Source organism: Celeribacter litoreus (assembly GCF_020165855.1).
In the GTDB taxonomy this organism is placed as follows: domain Bacteria; phylum Pseudomonadota; class Alphaproteobacteria; order Rhodobacterales; family Rhodobacteraceae; genus Celeribacter; species Celeribacter litoreus.
Genome location: NZ_JAIUFY010000005.1, coordinates 570,548 through 590,292 on the forward strand (window position 1 = coordinate 570,548; position 19,745 = coordinate 590,292).

Consider the following 19,745-nt stretch of genomic DNA (forward strand, 5'->3'; position numbering starts at 1 on the left):
AAGACCCAGCCTGCGTTGCACGTTTGGGCATGATTGATAGAGTGCCCCCGAATCCTTCGGGGGTATTTCTTTTGAGTGAGGCGAAAAAATGGATGATCTGAAAACACGCGGATTGGTTCTCTTGGGCTGCGGTAAAATGGGCTCGGCCATGCTCAAGGGTTGGCTCGATGGTGGCTTGCCTGCGTCTTCTGTCACTGTGCTCGATCCGTATCCGTCGGAGTGGCTGCAGGCCACAGGGGTGAACCTGAACACGGACCTTCCGGAAAACCCCGCCATCGTTCTGATCGCAGTGAAGCCGCAGATGATGGGCGATGCGCTCCCGACCCTTCAGGCACTTGGGAACGGGTCGACCGTTTTCCTGTCCGTCGCCGCTGGTATCAGCATTGCCACATACGAGGAGATGCTCGGCGAAAAGACCCCGATCATCCGTGCAATGCCGAACACACCGGCTGCGATTGGTCGCGGGATCACGGGGATTGTCGGCAACGCTGTCGCCTCCGCCGAAGATATCGACCTCGCGGAAGAGTTGCTCAAAGCCGTCGGTCAGGTCGTGCGTCTCGAAACCGAGGCCCAAATCCGTCCGCTGACTGCAATCTCCGGCTGCGGTCCGGCCTATGTCTTCCACCTGATCGAGGTCATGGCCGCTGCGGGCGAAAAGGCTGGCTTGTCTGCCGAAATGGCGATGCAACTCGCCAAGGCAACCGTTGGCGGGGCAGGGCAATTGGCCGAAGCGTCTGACGAAGATCCGGCGCAACTGCGTGTTAATGTGACCTCACCAGGTGGCGTCACTGCGGAAGCCCTGCGTGTGCTCATGGATGAGGAAACCGGCTTTCCGGTTCTTATGGAGCGTGCCGTTGCAGCCGCAATCAAACGCGACGAGGAACTCGCATGAGCGACCAGATTAGCTTTGATGACTTCCTGAAGGTTGAAGTGCGCGTCGGCACCATCTTGCGGGCAGAACCCTATCCGGAGGCGCGCAAGCCCGCGATCAAGCTCTGGATCGATTTCGGTGAGGAGATCGGTGAAAAGAAATCCTCGGCGCAAATCACGGTGCATTATGCGCCGGAGACGCTCGTAGGGCAGCAGGTGATGGCCGTTGTGAATTTCCCGCCGCGTCAGATCGGGCGGTTCATGTCCGAGGTTCTCGTACTCGGCTTCCCTGATGAGAACGGCGACGTCGTTTTGGCTCAGCCGTCTTTGGACGTTCCGAAAGGCGGGCGCCTGCACTGAAGCTCAGGTGGGGTGGTCTCCGACCGCCTCACGCCAATGGCGGCGGCAGAGGGACACGTAGCGCTCGTTGCCGCCGATCTCGACTTGTGCGCCCTCGGTGAGTACCTCGCCAGTCTCAGACATCCGCACCACCATGGTCGCTTTCTTTCCGCAGTGGCAGATCGTGCGGACTTCGCGCATCTCGTCAGCAAGCGCCAAGAGCGCCGCCGACCCCGGGAAAAGATGCCCCTGAAAATCGACGCGCAACCCGTAGCACATCACGGGCACTTTCAAATCGTCAACGACGCGCGCGAGTTGCCAAACCTGCTCTTCGGTCAGGAACTGAGCTTCATCGACGAAAATGCAGGTGACGGGGCCGTCCGCCAAACGGGCGTTGATCTTGGCAAAGAGGTCTTCACCTTCCTCGAAGGTATCTGCATCTGTCCCGATCCCGATGCGACTCCCGATCCGGCCTTCGCCCGCACGGTTATCAAACCGCGCCGTGATGAGGTAGGTCTCCATCCCGCGTTCACGGTAGTTGTGGGATGCTTGAAGCAGGAGCGTCGATTTGCCCGCATTCATGGTCGAGTAATGAAAATAGAGCTTTGCCATGCCGATCATGTGCCAGACACGGGGCCGCAGGATCAAGGGGCAGAATGCGGTCTGTTACCTGAAAAACAGAAACGGGCCACCAAAGGTGACCCGTGCCTGATATTGACGGGTGGAAACCATAAAAACGGGGTTTACCATAAAACATGTCCAGCGCGCCCGAAGGCTTGGGGATGAGGAGCTAGACAAAGGTACTTGTTAACGTTTTCCCCCCCTGTTGAGGCTTCCACCCGATCCGATGCATCTCTGCACCGAATTCTTTTTGATTCCGACGAACGCGGTAACCCGACTTGTGTGTCATAATAAAATCGTCAAATTAATGGGAAATGAATCGGCGAATTCCCCATCAGGGATCACGCAATTTTATTATTCAGATAGGGCGTGAGCCATGAATGCTGCGGGAAATTATTTGAAAAAGCACACCGAAGCCCTCGTGAAAGACGTGGGTCTTGAGGCGGCATGTGCTTTGACGGGCAAATCTAAGGCCACTCTCGGGCGTTACTACTCAACGGCTGCGGAACATGCGGACAGGTTTATTCCAGCGGATGCCGTGGCCCAGCTTGAAGCTGCAGCAAGCTATCCGCACGTCACCTCCGCGTTGGCGGAGTTGAAAGGGATCACCCTGTCCTATGATGCATCCCGCACCAACAACCCGCATCCGGGCGGCGTGAACACCGACGTTGTCGCGCTGTCGCAGCGGTTTGCGATCTTGATGGGGGAATATTCCGACGCGATCGAAGACGGGATCATCACATTCAACGAAGCGAAGCGCCTTCTTCGCGAGACGCTCGAATTGCAGCAGGTATTGATCAACATGAAGCTGCACCTCGAACAGGAAGCGACTTGATCCACTCCACTCGCAACGTGAGCATAGAAAAAGGCGGCCGGTGAGCCGCCTTTTGTGTTTCTAACTTATGCGCGCGACCGCTGGCGCTGGGGGCGCCCGTTGGCGGGTTTGCCCTGGCCCTTGCCGCCACCACGGCGCGCATTCGGTTTGCCACCTCCGCCGGCCCGCGCTTTGCCTTGGCCCGGTTGACCTCCACCACGACCGCGACGTTGCGGCTTGGGTTTCGGTGCCGCCGGTTGGTCATCAGCGGCCCAAGAGGCAGATGTTGCCACTGGAATCTTGATCTTCATAACCTTCTGGATTGCACGGAAATCGTCGAGCTCGGTCGGTGCACAGAAAGCGACCGCTTTGCCGTCGCGCCCGGCACGCGCCGTCCGACCGATACGGTGCACGAAGTTCTCAGGCACGTTCGGAAGTTCGAAGTTGTAAACGTGACGCACCGCCGGAATGTCGATACCACGCGCGGCGACATCGGTGGCGACGAGCACTTTGAGCTTGCCGCTCTTCGCTGCGGCGAGCGTGCGCTCGCGTTGGCCCTGAGATTTGTTGCCGTGGATTGCGCCAGCCTCAAAACCATCGCGGACGAGGTTCTTCGCGAGACGCTCTGCGCCATGTTTCGTACGGGCGAAGACGAGCGCAAGTTCGTCTGCGTGATCGCAGAGCAGCTCTTTGAGCAGCTCGTATTTCTCCGGCTGCGGCACGAAGTGGACTTCCTGCTCGATCTTGTCCGCGGCTTTGCCCGGAGGAGAGACCTCGATACGAACAGGAGACTTGAGATAGCTTTTCGCGATCTCGTTCATCTCTTTGCTCATGGTCGCGGAAAAGAGCATCGTCTGACGTTCTTGTGCGAGCATCGGGACGAGTTTGCGCAGCGCATGGATGAAGCCCATGTCGAGCATCTGGTCGGCTTCATCGAGCACGAGGAAGGTGGTCTCGTCAAGGCGCACAGCCTTGCGGTCGATCAGGTCCATGAGACGACCCGGCGTTGCCACGAGAATATCAGTGCCGCGATCGAGGCGGTTGATCTGGGCGTTGATCGAGACGCCGCCAACAACGCGGTTGAGTTTCAGGTGGCTGCCTTTGATGAACGGGAACAGACCATCTGCGATCTGGTTCACGAGCTCACGGGTCGGCGCGAGGATGAGTGCGCGCACTGTTTTTGGCGCGGGCTTCGATCCGTCGGAGTAGGCCATGTGCATGAGCGGAAGGCCGAAGGCCAGCGTCTTGCCGGTGCCAGTCTGGGCGAGGCCCATCACGTCGCGGCCATTCATCACTTCGGGAATGGCGCGCGCCTGAATCGGGGTCGGGGTATCGATGCCAATGTCTTTCAGCACATCGAGAAGCTTCGGCTTGAGGCCGAGCATGGAAAAATCAGTCATATATGTCCTTTGGTGGGCGGGCCCACACGCGATGACACGCCCGCCGGAGCGAACGCTTGGTTGGTCGCGGAAAAGGTCACCGGAGATGGCCATATGCGCACCCCGTCTTTCCGCCGGACCCCTGCGTGATATGGGAACCTGTGGGCCATTGGCCCGTCTCCGCCACCTGAAGCGCCCTCTCGGCGCAGCTGCTCACGCGGCAGCATGGGGTGTCGGTTGAGCGTCAAATGGGGCAGGGCGGGGCATAAGTCAAGATTTTTCGCCGCGCCGCAAAAAGAAACGCCCCGCGAAATGCAGGGCGTTTCTCAATTCTGTAAGGCGAATGTCGCTCAAACGTCTTGGAGGCTCAGAACCTCGACTTCACCCTCGAGGCGCGCCTTGATCGCCATTGCGGCTGCGTGGGAGGCAGCGGCGGTGGTGAAATACGGGATCTTGTCGTAGAGCGCGACGGAGCGGATTTCGCGCGAGTCTTCAAGCGCTTGGCTGCCTTCCGTCGTGTTCAGAACCAGAGAGATTTCGCCGTTCTTCATCATGTCGACGATGTTCGGGCGGCCCTCATAGACCTTGTTCACGATGGTGCTCGCGATGCCGTGCTCCTTGAGGAACTTCGCGGTGCCGCGGGTCGCCACGATTTCGAACCCGAGATCAACGAGCGTTTGCATCGCTTCGACCATTTTCGGTTTCTTGTCGTAGTTCTTGACGGACAGGAAGACCTTGCCGGAGCGCGGGAGATCGGTGCCTGCGCCCATTTGCGCCTTGAGGAAGGCTCGCGCGAAGGTTTTGTCTGCCCCCATGACCTCACCAGTGGAACGCATTTCCGGCCCGAGGATCGTGTCCACACCTGGGAAGCGGGCGAAAGGCAGAACGGCCTCTTTGACGGCGTAGCGACCGGTGCCCTCAGGAGCGACGAGGTCGAAGGTGTCGAGTTTCTCACCCGCCATAACGCGCGCAGCGATTGAGGCGATCGGGCTGTTCACGGCTTTCGCGACGAACGGCACGGTACGGGAGGCACGCGGGTTCACCTCGATGAGGTAGATCACATCGTCTTTCACAGCGAACTGCACGTTCATGAGGCCAACCACGTTCAGCGAGAGCGCGAGTGCTTCGGTCTGACGTTTCAGCTCTTCGATGATCTCAGGCTTGAGCGAGTAGGGCGGCAGCGAACAGGCGGAGTCACCGGAGTGAACACCGGCTTCTTCGATGTGCTGCATGATGCCCGCCACGTGAACCTTTTCACCGTCACAGAGCGCATCAACGTCCACCTCGGTTGCACCCGACAGGTAGTGGTCGAGCAGAACTGGGCTGTCGCCGGAAACGACCACAGCGGAGGAGATGTAGCGTTTCAGCTGATCCATGTCGCGGACGATTTCCATCGCGCGGCCGCCGAGCACGTAGGACGGACGGATCACGAGCGGGAAGCCGATGCCAGCAGCGATTTCAATCGCTTCCGCGTCGGTCGATGCGATGCCGTTGGTCGGTTGCTTAAGATCGAGACGGTTCACGAGATCCTGGAAACGCTCGCGGTCTTCTGCGAGGTCGATTGCGTCCGGCGAGGTGCCGAGGATCGGAATGCCTTCGGCTTCGAGCGCGTTCGCGAGTTTGAGCGGTGTCTGGCCGCCGAACTGAACGATCACACCGTGCAGCGTGCCGTTGTCCAGTTCCACGCGCAAGATTTCCATCACGTGTTCAAAGGTCAGCGGCTCGAAATAGAGACGGTCGGAGGTGTCGTAGTCGGTGGACACGGTTTCCGGGTTACAGTTGACCATGATGGTCTCGTATCCCTGCTCCGTGAGCGAGAAACAGGCGTGACAGCAGCAGTAGTCGAACTCGATGCCCTGACCGATCCGGTTCGGACCACCGCCGAGGATGACGACTTTCTTGCGGTCGGACGGACGTGCCTCACACTCGACTTCGCCCATCATCGGGGCTTCGTAGGTGGAGTACATGTAGGGCGTTTGTGCTTCGAACTCTGCGGCGCAGGTGTCGATGCGCTTGAACACGGCTTTGACGCCGAGGTTCTGACGCGCACGGCGCACATTGGCTTCGTCGCGGCCAGTCAGTTTGGCGAGACGTGCGTCGGTGAAGCCCATCATCTTGAGGGCGCGCAGGCCTTCTTCGGTGACCGGCAGGCCGTCTTTTTTGACTTCGGTTTCCGCAATCATGATTTCGCGGATACGGGCGAGGAACCACGGATCGAAAGAGTTGATCTCCTGAATTTCCTCGTCGGTGAACCCGAAACGCATGGCTTGAGCGATCACGCGAAGACGATCCGGCGTTGCTTTCGCAAGCTCGCGGGTGACGCTCTTGTCGATCTTCTGCTGGGCGGCTTCGTTTGCGCCGAGAAGGATGCGGGGCAGGGTGGTCTCATTGCCGTCTGCTTCGACGATGTCGGAAGCCTTCGGCATTTCCGGCAGTTCGATCTCGTCAAAACCGGTGAGGCCGGATTCCATGGAGGCGAGGGCTTTCTGCATCGACTCGTGGAACGTGCGGCCAATGGCCATGACCTCACCCACGGATTTCATCGCGGTGGTCAGGTTCGGCTCGGAGCCCGGGAATTTCTCAAAGGCGAATTTCGGGATCTTGGTGACGACATAGTCGATGGTCGGCTCAAAGGACGCAGGTGTCACTTTGGTGATGTCGTTGTCGAGTTCGTCGAGCGTGTAGCCCACGGCGAGTTTGGCAGCGATTTTCGCAATCGGGAAACCGGTCGCTTTGGACGCCAGAGCGGACGAGCGCGACACGCGCGGGTTCATCTCAATCACGACCATACGGCCATCGGCAGGGTTCACAGCCCACTGCACGTTGGAACCGCCGGTTTCCACGCCGATCTCACGCAGAACGTTGATCGAGTGGGTACGCATGATCTGGTATTCTTTGTCGGTGAGCGTCAGTGCCGGAGCAACCGTGACCGAGTCGCCGGTGTGAACGCCCATCGGGTCCACGTTTTCGATGGAGCAGACGATGATGGCGTTGTCGGCTTTGTCGCGCACAACTTCCATCTCGTATTCTTTCCAGCCGAGAAGGGATTCATCGACGAGGATCTGAGCCACCGGAGAGGCCTCAAGACCGGAGCGGCAGATTTTCTCATAGTCGTCGCGGTTATACGCAACGCCGCCGCCAGTGCCGCCGAGAGTAAAGGCCGGACGGATAATCGCCGGAAGGCCGATGTGCTCCAGAGCGCCCATGGCGATCTTCATGCCCGCCGCGATGTCAAAGGAGCCGTCTTCGCGCTTCGGCGCGGCAACGATGTCGGCTTTCGGGTTTTCGATGCCGAGGCGATCCATCGCTTCGCGGAAGAGTTTACGATCTTCTGCCATTTCAATGGCTTCGCGTTTCGCGCCGATCAGTTCTACGTTGAACTTGTCGAGCACACCCATGTCGGCGAGCGCGAGCGAGGTGTTGAGGCCCGTTTGACCACCCATCGTCGGAAGGAGCGCGTCGGGGCGTTCTTTCTCAATGATCTTGGCAACGACTTCCGGCGTGATCGGCTCGATGTAGGTCGCATCCGCCATGCCCGGGTCGGTCATGATCGTTGCGGGGTTCGAGTTCACGAGAATGACGCGGTAGCCCTCTTCCTTGAGCGCTTTACAGGCTTGCGCACCGGAATAGTCGAATTCACAGGCTTGCCCGATGATGATCGGCCCCGCACCAATAATCATGATGGAGGAAATATCGGTTCTCTTCGGCATGGCAGACCTCAGGCTATGTTTGTGCAGCTTCGGACACCCCTTAGCAGGGTGCGCGCAAATTGTCGTGGGTTATAGCCATGACGCGATTGGGTGCAAGGCCCCTTGCAGGATTCTCGGGATTTTTCCCTACGCCAATGGGGTTGTCCTGAGCCACCGCTTTCCGGTCTACATGTCCGATGCCGACTCCGACGAGGAGAATGAACGCAAAACGAGGCGAATCAAGAGCCCGAGCGCCACAAGTGTCGGGACCCAAGTTGTAGCCGTGAGCGGGCGTTCAAAGTCGGAAAGGTGTTGGTACGAGGAGTAGCTGAATGTGATCAGATACGCGATGATCCATAGACCCGCCTCGATGTTGGAGAACCTGAGAAACAATGCGGGTAACAGCACCAGCGGCAGGATGAAGTAGTGCGCCCAACCCAGTGGTCCGAAAAGTGCTGTGGCCAATGCGACGGTCAGAAGTGCCAGCGGCAGGGGCGTCTTCTGCCTAGAAGCTACGGAAATCAGAACCAGACCGAGAATGATCTTTGGTGCAATGGCTGTCCAAGCGGGACTATCCAGTCCGATGCCGAGTGACGTCGCACCGCTGAGTGTGTGCCAGCTCTGATAAAGAAGCACTTCAAGCGAAAAGTTGATTTTCGAAATGATCGTCAGGTGATCGGCCCAATCCAACAGGGAGAGCCAGGCCAAATGCATGTCCCAACCGGCGACAGAGACAGAGACCGCCAAGAATACAGCGCCGCTCGAAACCGCCGCGACCGCAGCTTTCCAAGCGCGGTCTTTGAGAAACAGAATGCCAAAGATAGCAGGGGACAGTTTGAGGGAGGCGGCCAGCGCAAGAAGGACACCCGCCGTTATCAGAAAACCGCGGCGGTACAGGTTGAATGTCAGCAGGATCAGAAAGCTTATGGTGATCTGCAATTGATTGTGCACGAGAGCCGTGTAGCTCGCGATAGAAGTGAAGAGGAACAGATAGCCGATCAGGAAGAGTAATCCTGGTGATACGTTTTTTGGCGCGGCGAGCCGCCATCCGAGCCAAGGCATGCTCGCAAGCATCGTCACCTGCGCCACCAAGAAAATCTTGAAGAAATCCCTCGGGCTGATCAGGCCGGTCAATGGTGCCGCGATCTTCGCAAGCATCGGCGGGTAGAGATAGGGATAGGCTACCTGATCCGCTTCTCCGAGCTCCTGCAGTAATTGTTTCCATGCGATCGGCGTGGAATTGTCGCGGGGATCGGAGGCCGGCTGGTAGACGAGATCGGGTGCTCCGATGTCGTAGGCATGGCCGGCGATATAAAGTGCGGACAAATCGGGTGCCCAACCTCCCCAGAACGTATTGAAGGCCCAAGCCATGAACGCAACGGCGCCGAGGGCCAATACGATTTTAGAGAATACATCGAGGGGCTGTCGCTCTTGCGGAGTGGGAGTGGTTTTAAGGGTGAACAAAGTTCCAACTTCTCGATCGCTTGAAAGAATTCGCCCGTTTTTGGCAGAGCGATGCTTTACAAGCAAGATTAGTCACGTCCTGACCGGGGCGGAGGCTTGACTTTCCCCTCTGAGACGAGTGTATCACCTCGAGCGATGTACGACCGCCGAAACGCCGCCCAAAATACCAAAGGGACCTGAACATGCACCTTTATCGCAGCCACACCTGCGCCGATCTGAACCAATCTAACGTGGGCGATACCGTTCGTCTGTCCGGCTGGGTGCACCGCATCCGCGACCACGGCGGCATCCTGTTTGTCGACTTGCGCGACCATTATGGGATCACTCAGGTGCTCTGCGATCCGGATAGTCCGGTGTTCTCCGAGATGGAAAAGGTCCGTTCGGAATGGTGTATCCGCATCGACGGAACCGTGAAAGCGCGTGATCCGGAACTCGTGAACCCGAAACTGCCGACCGGTGAGATCGAAGTGTTCGTGCGCGACCTCGAGGTCCTCGGCGCAGCAGCCGAATTGCCGCTCATGGTCTTTGGCGATCAGGAGTATCCGGAAGAGACCCGTCTCAAGTACCGCTACCTCGATCTGCGCCGCGAACAGATGCAGCGCAACATGATCATGCGTTCCCAAGTCGTCGCCGACCTGCGTCAGCGGATGTGGGCGAACAACTTTAACGAATTCCAGACGCCGATCATCACGGCCTCTTCGCCGGAAGGTGCGCGCGACTTCCTCGTGCCGTCCCGTCTGCACCCGGGCAAATTCTACGCCCTGCCGCAGGCCCCGCAGCAGTTCAAACAGCTTCTGATGGTGTCCGGCTTCGACAAATATTTCCAGATCGCACCGTGCTTCCGCGACGAAGACCCGCGTGCGGACCGCTCGCCGACCGACTTCTACCAGCTCGACATGGAAATGTCCTTTGTCACCCAGCAGGACATCTTTGATGTGATGGAGCCGGTGATCGCCGACATGTTCGACAAATTCGGCAAAGGCCGTAAGTCGAACCGCGATTGGCCGCAAATTTCCTATCGTGATGCGGCTCTGTGGTACGGCACCGACAAGCCGGACCTGCGCAACCCGCTCAAAATTCAGGACGTGTCCGAACACTTCCGCGGCTCCGGTTTTGCGATCTTCGCCAAGCTTCTGGAGCAGGAAGGCAACGTTGTTCGCGCTATTCCGGCCCCGAAAGGCGGCTCCCGCAAGTTCTGCGACCGCATGAACAAGTTTGCCCAGCAAGAGGGGCTGCCGGGGATGGGTTACATCTTCTGGCGCGATCAGGGCGAAGGCATGGAAGCAGCTGGTCCGCTCGCGAAAAACATCGGCCCAGAACGCACGGAAGCCATCCGTCAGCAGCTCGGTCTTGGTGTGGGCGATGCGGCGTTCTTCCTCGGCGGCAAGCCGAAGGCGTTTGAGCGTGTTGCCGGCAAAGCCCGCATGACCGTTTGGGAAGAAACCCCGAAGGCACCGGAAGACGAAAACTGGCGCGATCAGTTCAAATTCGCTTGGATCGTGGACTTCCCGATCTACGAGCAGGATGAAGAGACCGGCGACATTGATTTCGAACACAACCCGTTCTCCATGCCGCAAGGCGGGATGGACGCGCTCGAAGGCAACCCGCTCGACGTGCTTGGCTATCAGTATGACCTCGCGTGTAACGGCTATGAACTCGTGTCCGGCGCAATCCGGAACCACAAGCCGGAGATCATGTTCAAGGCGTTCGAACTCGCTGGCTACGGCAAGGACGAAGTCGAGAAGCGCTTTGGCGCCCTCGTTAACGCCTTCCAATACGGCGCACCGCCGCACGGTGGCTGTGCTCTCGGCATCGACCGTGCAGTGATGATCCTCGCCGATCAGGAAAACATCCGCGAAGTGATGCTCTTCCCGATGAACCAGCGCGCAGAAGATCTCATGATGAATGCACCGTCGGAGCCGACCAACGAACAGCTCCGCGAATTGCACCTTCGGGTTCTACCGCGCGAAGAGTGAAATTCGGAACAGAATGACAAAAAGGCACCGTGATTATCACGGTGCCTTTTTTCTTGGCGTGCTGGCGTCTCACCCCGCTTTGCGCGGCTCGATCCGGTTTCGCAGCAGGTTCTCGATACGGGCCAGGGCCGTCTGGAAGGGCAGGCCCTGCTCCCGATCAAAGGCGAGGGACTGGGCGGCGCTTTCCATCTCGGTGTCACCCGAAGAACGCGCGATGCCCGAGAGAAACTGCGCGATGTAATCAAGCATGTTCTCTCCATGGTCCGCCGTCAAAATCTCTGCGATATGGGTGAAGTCATCTCTGAGAGTTTCGGGATCGGGGGCGATATCCGTGTCGTTGACTGTATGCAGTCCGCTGGGGCGGAAGTCATCGGGCAGGCAAGAGAGGACGCATTCCTGAAACGCCCCGAGGTTTGAGATCGGCTTTTCGATAAACCCGTCAGCACCCGCCGCCTCCGAGAGCGGTTCCGCACCGCTATCCCCAGACATCCCGAGGATCACATCGACGCGTGGTCGGGCGTTGTTGAGTTCCGCGATCAGGTCCGTTCCCGAGCCGTCAGGAAGGCCGAGATCGACGATGACCACATTTGGCCTGTAAACCTTCAGGTGGCGATGGGCGGCGTGGAGCGTGTCCGCCCGTCTGATGCGGGCACCCGATCGCAGGCATAAGAGACGCAATGCCTCAGAGGCGAAGCGGCTGTCCTCAACCACGAGAACGGTCAGGCCCGCGAGGGGGCGCTGCGCCGTGGCGGTCGGCATCATATCGAGTGGTTTGTCTTTCACTGTCATCTCTCGGCTCCATCCGGATTTGCTGACCATTAGGGATGAAATTGGTGAAAGAGGCGTTAACCGAGCGTTTGCCGAAGTGCGCCGTTGGTCGCAGATCGCCCCTTAGGGCTTGCGAGCGCGCGGATCAGACGCGATAAGCGGTGCGAGCGAGTTTTGGAGGAGAAACTAGATGATCGGTCGTCTCAATCACGTTGCTATTGCTGTCCCTGATCTGGAAGCGGCAAGCGCACAATACGCAAACACCCTTGGTGCAAAAGTGAATCCGCCGCAGGACGAGCCGGATCATGGTGTGACCGTTGTATTCATCGAGCTGCCGAACACGAAGATCGAGCTTCTGTATCCGCTTGGCGAGGGCTCTCCTATTCAGGGTTTCCTCGATAAGAACCCTGCCGGTGGCATCCACCACATCTGCTACGAAGTCGATGACATCATCGTCGCCCGTGACAAGCTTAAAGCCGAAGGCGCCCGTGTTCTCGGCACTGGCGAGCCGAAAATCGGCGCGCATGGCAAACCCGTTCTCTTCCTTCACCCGAAGGACTTCAACGGCTGCCTGATCGAGCTGGAACAGGTCTGATCCCATGGCCATTACGTCCGCGATCGTTCTCTATGCTGTCACATGGTTCATGACCATGCTCGTTGCCTTGCCCATCGGCCTGAAGACACAGGGTGACATGGGTGAGAAGGTGGACGGGACGCATGACGGTGCGCCGGCGAACTACAACCCGAAGCGCAAGGCGCTTTGGGTTACGCTTTTTGCGACTGTGATCTGGGCGGTGCTTGTGACGATTATCCTGTCCGGTTGGATCACGTGGCACGATCTCGATTGGACCGCAAAACTGCCGTCTGTCGCGGATAGCTGATCTTCAGAGGCGGCTGCCTTCTAGGCGCATGAACATATGCGTAAAGGTGGCCGCGCCGAGCACCGGGATGAGCAGGTTCACGAGTGGGATGGTGAGCGGAATGGCCATCAGCGCCCCTGCGAGCCAGATTTTCGGCATATGACGTCGACGCGCGGCTTTTGCGCCCTCACGTCCCAAGCGCCGCATGGCGACCATCTGATAATACTCCCGCCCGAGCAAGAAGCCGTTTAGCGCCCAGAAGATGATCGGCGCGGCGATGTTCAGGAGCAGGTAGAGGACGAGGGCGACCAGGTTCGCGACGATGATCACGCCGAGAAATCCGAGACTGTCCATGACCATGTCCGTGAGCGACTGACGCGGCACTTCGGGAAGGTCGGGGTAGTGGCGATCTTCTACGGCTTCGGACACTTCTTCGAGAAAAATGCCGGTGAAGGCCGACGCAACCGGCACCATCAGAAAAACCGACAGCAGGATCATGAAAAACGCCGATCCGATGGAGAGTGCGTTGTCGATCCAGGACACCTCTCCGATCAAGGGCAGGGTGAGTGTGTCGGGGACGAAGATGCCAATGACCCAGACGAAGGCGAGATAGATCGCAATGAGGAGCGCGAGGCTGAGCCCCACGCCCTTCAGTAGAACCGATTGAAATCGCTTGTCGCCAAGCTGGCCAATCGCTTTCGCGAAGTCTCCGAACATTACTCGGAGACCCAGCTCACGATGACGTCGAGGTCCGGACGCGGGCGCTCCGGCGGGGCGGAAGTTTCCGTGCCGATGTGGATAAGGCCCGCGATGGATTCATGCGGTTCCAGACCGAGACCCTCTTCGCAGAAGGAAGGATTGTGTGATGCCCACCCGGAGAGCCAGTTTGCGCCCCAGCCGGACGCAAGTGCGGCGTTCAGCGTCGCGAGGCACACGGCACCGGCTGAATAGACCTGTTCGATGTGCGGGACTTTGGGGCTTTCTTTGGGGGAAAAGACAACTGCGACAGCGAGGTCGGCATCCGCATACTGACGGCGTTGCTTTTCGATCTTCTCCGGTTCGACGCCGAGCGTCTCACCCAGAGGGGGGATCATATCGGCCAGACGGGTCAGAGCCGCCTTTTCAAGCACGATAAAGCGCCAAGGCTCCAGCTTCCCGTGATCCGGTGTGCGCGCCGCTGCGGTCAAGATGGTCATGAGTTCCGATCGGTCGGGCACCGGACCTTTGAGCGTTTTGGCCGGACGGGAGCGGCGAGAGAGCAGGAAGTCGAGAACGGGTTGGTTCTGTTCAGGCATGTCGGGCTTTCTGTGAACTGCGTTTCCCCGAAGATGTCGGTGTTTTTGCGCGCAAATTCAACCGCTCCGTGTTAGTTAGCGCAACATGAATAAAGAAGAACTCAAAGCAGCGCTTGAAGCGGCCTTAGACGGTGATCTGCTTGCCGTGCGCGTCACGCCGAAAGCTTCGCGAAATGCGGTGGTTGTCGAAGGCGGGCTGGTGCGCGTCTACGTCACCACAGTGCCGGAGGGCGGCAAAGCGACGAAAGACGTCGTCAAGCTCTTGGCCAAGAGTATGGGGTGCCCGAAATCAGCGCTTGTGCTCGTGCGGGGCGAAACCTCACGGGACAAGGTGTTTCGCGTCAGTTGACGGCTCAGTCTGCCAAATTCGTGAGCCGATAGGCCCCCTCCGGTAGATCCAGCGCGGCTCCGAGGTCACGCAACTGCTGCATCGAGAAGGTGATCTTCTGGACCGTATCCGTGCGCGGATCGAGTTGTTCGACCGTGACACATTCGTCGAAAGCGGAAATGGTCACATCCTCCTGAAGGACGCTTTCGCCTTCGTCTACGAGGGTGACGACCGTCGCGTCAAATTCGTGTTCGATTGTAAACATAATTCGATGCTATCCCTCTCCCGCGCAAATGCAACACGGATCGTGCTCCGCCGCGCGGAATTCTGTTCTGTGATCTGACCTAAATTCCCCAGAAAACCACCGATCAGATTCGTTTTGTGCTCGTCTGTCTTTTGGGTGCGCGCCGGATCAGTTTCGAATTTTCTGAAAATTGCGCACCATTTTTTCGCATTCATCAACCAAATCACGCCAATCAGAGCCGAAAGGGTCCGCTTTGATACATATCAATGTTCGGGGCGGGGGCGTCTGTTTCCTTTTCGGTGGGATGTTGAAACTGCTTGCTGGGAGACTGCTATGAAACGGTTCGGGACCTTTGAGACCCATGCGCGCTTGGTGGAACGCATGGCGACAACGCTTGGTGTAGACCTTGAGGAGCGCGCGCAGCGCGGGGAAGAACCGAGTGAAGAACATGCGGTCGAGCGCGTCTATCGCTGCATGAGTTGCACAGAGCCGGAGCTTTGCACGCGCTTTCTCGACCTGCATCGGGATCTTGACGTGACGGCGGCAGAAGCACCGCCCTATTGCCGCAACCGGGCCGAACTACAGGGCCTCGCCGACGGCTCCTCGTAACGCACAGACGATTTTGAAAGGACAGATCTATGACGACTGACACGGAACTCCGCCCGGGAACCGCCTGCCTTATGCATGGTATGGCTGAGCGCTTGGGCGCGGATGTCACGCGCGCAGCGTCCTCAGGTGCCCTCTCCGAGAAAGAAGTCGCCGCGATGGAGGCGCGCTGCGGGAATTGCACACAGCATGACGCCTGCATTCTCTGGCTTCTGGAGCATCAGGGCGCACAGGACTTTGCGCCGGACTACTGTCTGAATACGCAGGAACTCGGCTATCTGCGCGCTGTCCAAAATCAACAGATCGAGGCCAAAGCGTAGACCGTTTCCCTTTCCGGTTTGCATGAGGCTGAGAGAGAAAAAGGACCCCGTGGGGTCCTTTTTTGTCTGCGTTGATATCGACTGCGATCAGTTGCCTTGGGCACCTGCGCCGATACCCATGCCGCCTGCACCCTGTCCGGCATTTGCCGCATCGACGACCATCGCGGAGAAGACGGTCATCTGAGCGCGGGTGTTCGACCCAGCGAGATCCTCCACGGTGGTCTCAGCGGAGGCGCCCGCATACCCTGCGGCATCCAGCCGCGCGATAAGTGTGCCGGTGTCGGTGTCAAAGATTGGTGCGAGTGTACCGAGCGTTTCATCCGCGAAGGCCCCAAAGGCTGCAAAGTTCGGCGGGCCCCCTGCGCGACCTTCTGCTTCCGGCCATGCATAGGCGCCAACTGTCAAGACGACGCCCAGCGCAATCACGGCGAGGCCGACAGGGCGTTTGAAATAGAGTTTGAACGGGCGCCAGTTGAGGACAACATGGAACGCGACGATCAGAACCATCGCGAGGCCGATAATCTCATGCATCCAACGTGCAATCCCCGTCACCTGGTGGAAATACCAAAGCACACCAGTAATTCCGACAATCGTGAAACTCGCAATCGTCAGTGGTGTGGCCCATTTGCGTAACATTTGAATTTTCCTTACGTCTTTTCGTCTCGGTTACTCGTTAAACGCAGATCCCGCTGCTCTCCGTCGCGAAAATTGCAGGACTTGAAACAGTTTTTTCACTCCGCCATTCTGAAATCATCAGGAGGGGGAGGGGTCGCATGGTCAACAAGATCGGTTTTGCGTTGAAACACCTTGTCTGGCGGACGCTCTGGAGCATCGCTGGATTGCGCTACGCCTGGACATCGGAAGATTCATTTCGAAGTTGGGTCTATGCGAACCTCGTCTCGGCCATTGCTGCATTTGTGATTGATATGACCACCGGAGAAAGAGCACTCATCCTCGCGCTGGGCATCCTCGTTTTGGCGGCGGAACTCTTCAACACCGCTATCGAAGACGCGGTGGATCACATCTCCGAGGAAATCCATCCGCTCGCAAAGTCGGCTAAGGACGCGGGCTCCGCCGCAGTGACCATGACCGCCATCGCCGCTGGCGTCGCATGGGTGGTGGTGCTCATCGGTTGAGCGGTGTAATCAGTCTGCATGCAGATTTACGATGGCATCATCTCTGACCGAGGATCGAAATACGCCGTATCCGGCGGCGCCTGTCAGTCCGAGGCGGAGGCAAAAGCATTCATCAAAGAACTTTGCCGTAAAAAGAAATTTGCGAAAGCCACGCACAATACATGGGGCGTTATCCTTCCCGATGGCACGCCTCTCAAAAACGACGATGGCGAGAGCGGTGCCGGAATGGTGATCCTGCGTATGCTTGAACGAGAGGGTGTAACGGGCCAAATCGTTGTTGTGACCCGCTGGTATGGCGGTAAACATTTGGGCGGCGACCGCTTTCGCCATGTGCAGGATGCGGTGCGCCATTATCTTGATCATGCGGAGTTGGCACATGGCTGAATATTCGCTTCCACAATTGCGCGCTCTCAGGCCGATGTTTCACGAACGCCTCATCGACCGCCGCATCGTTTCGCGTCGTCCGGTCTATCTCGAAGGCGTCTATCTTCAGTCACCCTGTCCCAAAGACGCCGGCACGCCACGCGAGGGCACTCTGACGGATTTCGCAGAGGTGCTCGTGCCCGATCAGGACGACGCCGTTCTCACGGGCAGGCAGGATTGGCTCCAACTCGGGCCGCAGAACCGACTGAGTGACGAGAACGGCAAAGTCTTCGACGACATTCGCGGCCTTTATGCGCGGCTTCTCATGGAAGGCGCCTTCCGCACATATGAGCGCGACGAGACGCCCGAGACGCGCGAAGCCTCCGAACTCGACTAACCTTTATTTGTGCGCCACGGCCTCGACCGGCCCGCCGTGCATCTTCCACGCCGTAAATCCGCCCGCCACATGGGCCACGCGATCAAACCCCATCTCCACACAGGTTTTGGTGGCAAGCGCCGAGCGCCACGCTGACGCGCAATAGAAGACGAACTTTTTGTCCTCGCCAAAGACCGGCTTGTAATACGGGCTTTCTGGGTCGATCCAGAATTCGAGCATCCCGCGCGGGCAATGAAACGCCCCCGGAATACGGCCCTCACGCTCCAACTCGCGACGGTCGCGCAAGTCAACGAATTGCACACCGTCTTCCTTCATCATGCCGATCGCGGTCTCGGTCGGGATCGTTTCGATCATCTGATGGGCCGCGGCGAGCAGGTCTTTGTAATTCTTGAGCATATGCGCCTCCCTTTGGGCGCAGAGTGGGCAGTGGAGGGCCGAACGTCAAGAGACTTGCCACCGCCCCGTGCGCTGTGCAGAGTTGGGACAGGAGGAGACATGCAAGACCATCAACCGAAAGCGTATACCGCGCTCTCGGATGCCGAAATTACGGCATTCGCGCACCTGTATCGGGGAGAGGTCTACCGCTCCACGCTCTGGCGCACGCGGCTCGACACATCGACTAACTGGGCGGTTGTGACGCTGGGCATCGCCCTGTCCATCGCCTTTGCCACACCCTCGGCCTCTCCGCTGCCTTTGCTGCTCGTGGGGATTCTTATCATCTTCTTTCTGATGTTGGAGGCGAGGCGCTATCGCTATTTCAACGTCTGGCGCGCGCGGTGTAGGTGGATGGAGACGCATTTCTTCGTGCCCATGCTGGACCGCGAGGCCGTCACCTGTGAAACCGACTGGCAAAAGGTGCTGGCGAAAGACTACCTCTATCCCGCCTATCACGTGCCGCTTCGCGTCGCAATCGGCCGCCGCATCCGCCGGAATTACTTCTGGATTTTGCTGATCCAGACGGTGGCCTACCTCGGCAAACTCCTCGTCCACCCGACGCCACTCACATCCGTCGACGACCTCTACGCCCGCGCCGCCATCGGCCCCGTCCACGGCGGCTGGCTCTTGGCGCTGGGCGCGGTCTACCTCGGTTCGTGGGGCTTGATCTCTGTGATCAGCTGGAGGGATGACAAACGGCGGGCTGCGAAGCGGGGGAACAATTCGAGCGGGATGGGGTGAGCAGACGCTTCTCTCTTGATCGGCACCGTTCGGCTTTAGACCAACCCGCGCGATGCAACGCATCGCGAGCGCCCGAGTTTCCGCGTCACGCCGAAGGTGTGCAATCAAGAGTGAGAGGGCGCTTTCAGCCCCCACCCTATGGTCAGGCGCTAAAGAGCAATTTTGAAAGATAATTGGATAGAATGTTCAAGCCGACTACAGACCCGATGCCCAAAACAGATTGGATGGCTGCAGTTCGGTTGTTTTTGCTAAACTTGCTATGGCAGCGATCATCTCCCTTATTAAGAAGTATAATCGAAAAGTTCTGAAAACGATCGATCCCTAGTTCGACAATTCGACCGAGAAAAGAGCCCAGTAACCATACGAGAAGCCCAGCGGCTGTCACGTACAGAAGCTGTGACGCGAGCCCAGTCAACGTGTCAATACTACTGCGCGCGAATGCAGCGCCGGAAAAATATAAAAACAATGCAGTCGAGCCAAACGCGAATATTGGATTTGCCCAGTGACTGTGTTTTTGAGCAGTTTCAACAACCTTATTATCCATTTTGCGGTCGAGGCCGTCAGCCCATTCTTGCACAGCCTGAAGAAAGGATCGTCCAACGACATAATCGACAAAATTTACTTTGCATCGTATCGGCGAGAGCGAAAAAAACCTTCTAATCCTCATTGAAGAGATCGGCAGACGATTTTCACCCTCTGCGATAGCAAGCGTCGAAGAAGTATGAAGCCCGATCTTATACGCTGCGGCTTTTCCGCTCGAAGCATTTCTTATCAAGTAATTGTATTCGAGATAGATATTTTCTATCGGAGATGAATTTCCTTTATTGTAGAGCTTAAAGCGGTCAAAGCTGCTGAACTGTTCTTTGCTTTTGTTAGAATGGAAGACCGTTACAGAGCAATTGTTCAATATCGCCCCATGCGAGACTGCGCACTGCTTAATGGTGTAGTTCACTTGCTCGAGGTCAGACATCCTTACAGTGACGGCATAATCGAGTTGAATGCTGTTTGCTTCAGTCTTTCCAGTTAGGTCGTTATAAAGCTCTTGCAGGGTTTTGAAGTCTAGTTGGTTTTCACCAATTTCGATAATATCATTCGACATT

At 58.0% G+C, this 19,745-nt stretch carries 24 protein-coding genes; 13 read left to right on the forward strand and 11 right to left on the reverse strand.

What is annotated here, in order from left to right; all coding sequences use genetic code 11:
- Positions 1-88 precede the first annotated feature (88 nt).
- Both proC and LA304_RS04760 read left to right on the forward strand, forming a co-directional pair.
- On the forward strand, positions 89-892 hold the full coding sequence (gene proC, locus LA304_RS04755) for a pyrroline-5-carboxylate reductase (protein WP_224501975.1): 804 nt from the start codon (positions 89-91) through the stop codon (positions 890-892).
- Positions 889-1,230 (forward strand): tRNA-binding protein, encoded by a 342-nt coding sequence (locus tag LA304_RS04760; protein ID WP_224501976.1) that lies wholly within the window; start codon positions 889-891, stop codon positions 1,228-1,230. Before proC ends, LA304_RS04760 begins: the two co-directional genes overlap by 4 nt.
- A 3-nt stretch (positions 1,231-1,233) precedes the next feature.
- Here the strand turns inward: LA304_RS04760 and LA304_RS04765 are convergent, their stop codons facing one another.
- Positions 1,234-1,821 (reverse strand): thymidine kinase, encoded by a 588-nt coding sequence (locus LA304_RS04765; RefSeq protein ID WP_224502477.1) that lies wholly within the window; start codon positions 1,819-1,821, stop codon positions 1,234-1,236.
- A 385-nt stretch (positions 1,822-2,206) separates the two neighbouring features.
- Between LA304_RS04765 and LA304_RS04770 the strand changes: the two genes are divergently transcribed.
- A complete protein-coding gene (locus LA304_RS04770; protein ID WP_224501977.1) occupies positions 2,207-2,665 on the forward strand; it encodes a hypothetical protein in 459 nt (152 codons plus the stop codon).
- Between the two features lie 65 nt (positions 2,666-2,730).
- On the opposite strand, the gene LA304_RS04775 is transcribed toward LA304_RS04770, so the two are convergent.
- The 3 genes from LA304_RS04775 to LA304_RS04785 form a co-directional block, all read right to left on the reverse strand.
- On the reverse strand, positions 2,731-4,044 hold the full coding sequence (locus LA304_RS04775) for a DEAD/DEAH box helicase (RefSeq protein WP_224501978.1): 1,314 nt from the start codon (positions 4,042-4,044) through the stop codon (positions 2,731-2,733).
- A 329-nt stretch (positions 4,045-4,373) separates the two neighbouring features.
- Complete coding sequence (carB, locus tag LA304_RS04780; protein ID WP_224501979.1) at positions 4,374-7,733, reverse strand: carbamoyl-phosphate synthase large subunit; 3,360 nt, start codon at positions 7,731-7,733, stop codon at positions 4,374-4,376.
- 165 nt (positions 7,734-7,898) lie between these two features.
- Positions 7,899-9,107 carry a glycosyltransferase family 87 protein gene (locus LA304_RS04785; RefSeq protein WP_224501980.1) on the reverse strand — a complete coding sequence of 403 codons (1,209 nt, stop codon included), beginning with the start codon at positions 9,105-9,107 and terminating at the stop codon, positions 7,899-7,901.
- A gap of 251 nt (positions 9,108-9,358) precedes the next feature.
- Here LA304_RS04785 and aspS point away from each other — a divergent pair, with 251 nt between their 5' ends.
- Entirely contained in the window at positions 9,359-11,152 is a 1,794-nt protein-coding gene (gene aspS, locus LA304_RS04790; RefSeq protein WP_224501981.1) for an aspartate--tRNA ligase, read from the forward strand.
- 69 nt (positions 11,153-11,221) lie between these two features.
- Here aspS and LA304_RS04795 read toward each other — a convergent pair whose 3' ends face one another.
- Positions 11,222-11,941 carry a response regulator gene (locus LA304_RS04795; protein ID WP_224501982.1) on the reverse strand — a complete coding sequence of 240 codons (720 nt, stop codon included), beginning with the start codon at positions 11,939-11,941 and terminating at the stop codon, positions 11,222-11,224.
- A 169-nt stretch (positions 11,942-12,110) separates the two neighbouring features.
- Here LA304_RS04795 and mce point away from each other — a divergent pair, with 169 nt between their 5' ends.
- Positions 12,111-12,515, forward strand: a complete 405-nt coding sequence (gene mce, locus LA304_RS04800) for a methylmalonyl-CoA epimerase (protein WP_224501983.1) — start codon at positions 12,111-12,113, stop codon at positions 12,513-12,515.
- Between the two features lie 4 nt (positions 12,516-12,519).
- Positions 12,520-12,801 (forward strand): DUF1467 family protein, encoded by a 282-nt coding sequence (locus tag LA304_RS04805; protein WP_224501984.1) that lies wholly within the window; start codon positions 12,520-12,522, stop codon positions 12,799-12,801.
- A gap of 3 nt (positions 12,802-12,804) precedes the next feature.
- On the opposite strand, the gene LA304_RS04810 is transcribed toward LA304_RS04805, so the two are convergent.
- Together LA304_RS04810 and LA304_RS04815 are read right to left on the reverse strand one after the other, a co-directional pair.
- Positions 12,805-13,497 carry an EI24 domain-containing protein gene (locus tag LA304_RS04810; protein WP_224501985.1) on the reverse strand — a complete coding sequence of 231 codons (693 nt, stop codon included), beginning with the start codon at positions 13,495-13,497 and terminating at the stop codon, positions 12,805-12,807.
- Positions 13,497-14,075: a nitroreductase family protein gene (locus tag LA304_RS04815; RefSeq protein ID WP_224501986.1), complete on the reverse strand. Its 579-nt coding sequence runs from the start codon at positions 14,073-14,075 to the stop codon at positions 13,497-13,499. The genes LA304_RS04810 and LA304_RS04815 overlap by 1 nt, the downstream gene beginning before the upstream one ends.
- Positions 14,076-14,160: 85 nt before the next feature.
- On the opposite strand from LA304_RS04815, the gene LA304_RS04820 reads away from it, so the two are divergent.
- A complete protein-coding gene (locus LA304_RS04820) occupies positions 14,161-14,424 on the forward strand; it encodes a DUF167 domain-containing protein (RefSeq protein WP_224501987.1) in 264 nt (87 codons plus the stop codon).
- Between the two features lie 4 nt (positions 14,425-14,428).
- Here the strand turns inward: LA304_RS04820 and LA304_RS04825 are convergent, their stop codons facing one another.
- Entirely contained in the window at positions 14,429-14,668 is a 240-nt protein-coding gene (locus LA304_RS04825) for a hypothetical protein (RefSeq protein ID WP_224501988.1), read from the reverse strand.
- 312 nt (positions 14,669-14,980) lie between these two features.
- Here LA304_RS04825 and LA304_RS04830 point away from each other — a divergent pair, with 312 nt between their 5' ends.
- Positions 14,981-15,256: a DUF6455 family protein gene (locus LA304_RS04830; RefSeq protein WP_224501989.1), complete on the forward strand. Its 276-nt coding sequence runs from the start codon at positions 14,981-14,983 to the stop codon at positions 15,254-15,256.
- 29 nt (positions 15,257-15,285) lie between these two features.
- Positions 15,286-15,573: a DUF6455 family protein gene (locus LA304_RS04835; RefSeq protein WP_224501990.1), complete on the forward strand. Its 288-nt coding sequence runs from the start codon at positions 15,286-15,288 to the stop codon at positions 15,571-15,573.
- A gap of 87 nt (positions 15,574-15,660) precedes the next feature.
- Here LA304_RS04835 and LA304_RS04840 read toward each other — a convergent pair whose 3' ends face one another.
- Entirely contained in the window at positions 15,661-16,209 is a 549-nt protein-coding gene (locus tag LA304_RS04840) for a DUF4405 domain-containing protein (RefSeq protein WP_224501991.1), read from the reverse strand.
- 137 nt (positions 16,210-16,346) lie between these two features.
- Here LA304_RS04840 and LA304_RS04845 point away from each other — a divergent pair, with 137 nt between their 5' ends.
- The 3 genes from LA304_RS04845 to LA304_RS04855 are packed head-to-tail and all read left to right on the forward strand — an operon-like array spanning position 16,347 to position 17,469.
- Positions 16,347-16,709, forward strand: a complete 363-nt coding sequence (locus LA304_RS04845) for a diacylglycerol kinase (RefSeq protein ID WP_224501992.1) — start codon at positions 16,347-16,349, stop codon at positions 16,707-16,709.
- An 18-nt stretch (positions 16,710-16,727) separates the two neighbouring features.
- Positions 16,728-17,093, forward strand: coding sequence for a YigZ family protein (locus LA304_RS04850; protein ID WP_224501993.1), 366 nt, complete (start codon positions 16,728-16,730; stop codon positions 17,091-17,093).
- Positions 17,086-17,469, forward strand: coding sequence for a hypothetical protein (locus LA304_RS04855; protein WP_224501994.1), 384 nt, complete (start codon positions 17,086-17,088; stop codon positions 17,467-17,469). The genes LA304_RS04850 and LA304_RS04855 overlap by 8 nt, the downstream gene beginning before the upstream one ends.
- 3 nt (positions 17,470-17,472) lie before the next feature.
- Here LA304_RS04855 and LA304_RS04860 read toward each other — a convergent pair whose 3' ends face one another.
- On the reverse strand, positions 17,473-17,865 hold the full coding sequence (locus tag LA304_RS04860; protein ID WP_224501995.1) for a rhodanese-like domain-containing protein: 393 nt from the start codon (positions 17,863-17,865) through the stop codon (positions 17,473-17,475).
- Positions 17,866-17,964: 99 nt separating this feature from the next.
- On the opposite strand from LA304_RS04860, the gene LA304_RS04865 reads away from it, so the two are divergent.
- Positions 17,965-18,645 carry a DUF2270 domain-containing protein gene (locus tag LA304_RS04865; protein ID WP_224501996.1) on the forward strand — a complete coding sequence of 227 codons (681 nt, stop codon included), beginning with the start codon at positions 17,965-17,967 and terminating at the stop codon, positions 18,643-18,645.
- A gap of 142 nt (positions 18,646-18,787) precedes the next feature.
- Here the strand turns inward: LA304_RS04865 and LA304_RS04870 are convergent, their stop codons facing one another.
- Positions 18,788-19,744 carry a hypothetical protein gene (locus LA304_RS04870; protein WP_224501997.1) on the reverse strand — a complete coding sequence of 319 codons (957 nt, stop codon included), beginning with the start codon at positions 19,742-19,744 and terminating at the stop codon, positions 18,788-18,790.
- Between the last annotated feature and the right edge of the window lies 1 nt (position 19,745).

Coding starts and splice junctions, on each gene's coding strand:
- LA304_RS04860 (WP_224501995.1), bottom strand. CDS start 17,865: ATGCTCAAGAATTACAAAGACCTGCTCGCCGCGGCCCATCAGATGATC.
- LA304_RS04810 (WP_224501985.1), bottom strand. CDS start 13,497: ATGTTCGGAGACTTCGCGAAAGCGATTGGCCAGCTTGGCGACAAGCGA.
- aspS (WP_224501981.1), top strand. CDS start 9,359: ATGCACCTTTATCGCAGCCACACCTGCGCCGATCTGAACCAATCTAAC.
- LA304_RS04805 (WP_224501984.1), top strand. CDS start 12,520: ATGGCCATTACGTCCGCGATCGTTCTCTATGCTGTCACATGGTTCATG.
- LA304_RS04845 (WP_224501992.1), top strand. CDS start 16,347: ATGGTCAACAAGATCGGTTTTGCGTTGAAACACCTTGTCTGGCGGACG.
- LA304_RS04825 (WP_224501988.1), bottom strand. CDS start 14,668: ATGTTTACAATCGAACACGAATTTGACGCGACGGTCGTCACCCTCGTA.
- mce (WP_224501983.1), top strand. CDS start 12,111: ATGATCGGTCGTCTCAATCACGTTGCTATTGCTGTCCCTGATCTGGAA.
- carB (WP_224501979.1), bottom strand. CDS start 7,733: ATGCCGAAGAGAACCGATATTTCCTCCATCATGATTATTGGTGCGGGG.
- proC (WP_224501975.1), top strand. CDS start 89: ATGGATGATCTGAAAACACGCGGATTGGTTCTCTTGGGCTGCGGTAAA.
- LA304_RS04855 (WP_224501994.1), top strand. CDS start 17,086: ATGGCTGAATATTCGCTTCCACAATTGCGCGCTCTCAGGCCGATGTTT.
- LA304_RS04765 (WP_224502477.1), bottom strand. CDS start 1,821: ATGGCAAAGCTCTATTTTCATTACTCGACCATGAATGCGGGCAAATCG.
- LA304_RS04840 (WP_224501991.1), bottom strand. CDS start 16,209: ATGTTACGCAAATGGGCCACACCACTGACGATTGCGAGTTTCACGATT.
- LA304_RS04850 (WP_224501993.1), top strand. CDS start 16,728: ATGCAGATTTACGATGGCATCATCTCTGACCGAGGATCGAAATACGCC.
- LA304_RS04775 (WP_224501978.1), bottom strand. CDS start 4,044: ATGACTGATTTTTCCATGCTCGGCCTCAAGCCGAAGCTTCTCGATGTG.
- LA304_RS04815 (WP_224501986.1), bottom strand. CDS start 14,075: ATGCCTGAACAGAACCAACCCGTTCTCGACTTCCTGCTCTCTCGCCGC.
- LA304_RS04835 (WP_224501990.1), top strand. CDS start 15,286: ATGACGACTGACACGGAACTCCGCCCGGGAACCGCCTGCCTTATGCAT.
- LA304_RS04830 (WP_224501989.1), top strand. CDS start 14,981: ATGAAACGGTTCGGGACCTTTGAGACCCATGCGCGCTTGGTGGAACGC.
- LA304_RS04760 (WP_224501976.1), top strand. CDS start 889: ATGAGCGACCAGATTAGCTTTGATGACTTCCTGAAGGTTGAAGTGCGC.
- LA304_RS04820 (WP_224501987.1), top strand. CDS start 14,161: ATGAATAAAGAAGAACTCAAAGCAGCGCTTGAAGCGGCCTTAGACGGT.
- LA304_RS04870 (WP_224501997.1), bottom strand. CDS start 19,744: ATGTCGAATGATATTATCGAAATTGGTGAAAACCAACTAGACTTCAAA.
- LA304_RS04865 (WP_224501996.1), top strand. CDS start 17,965: ATGCAAGACCATCAACCGAAAGCGTATACCGCGCTCTCGGATGCCGAA.
- LA304_RS04770 (WP_224501977.1), top strand. CDS start 2,207: ATGAATGCTGCGGGAAATTATTTGAAAAAGCACACCGAAGCCCTCGTG.
- LA304_RS04795 (WP_224501982.1), bottom strand. CDS start 11,941: ATGACAGTGAAAGACAAACCACTCGATATGATGCCGACCGCCACGGCG.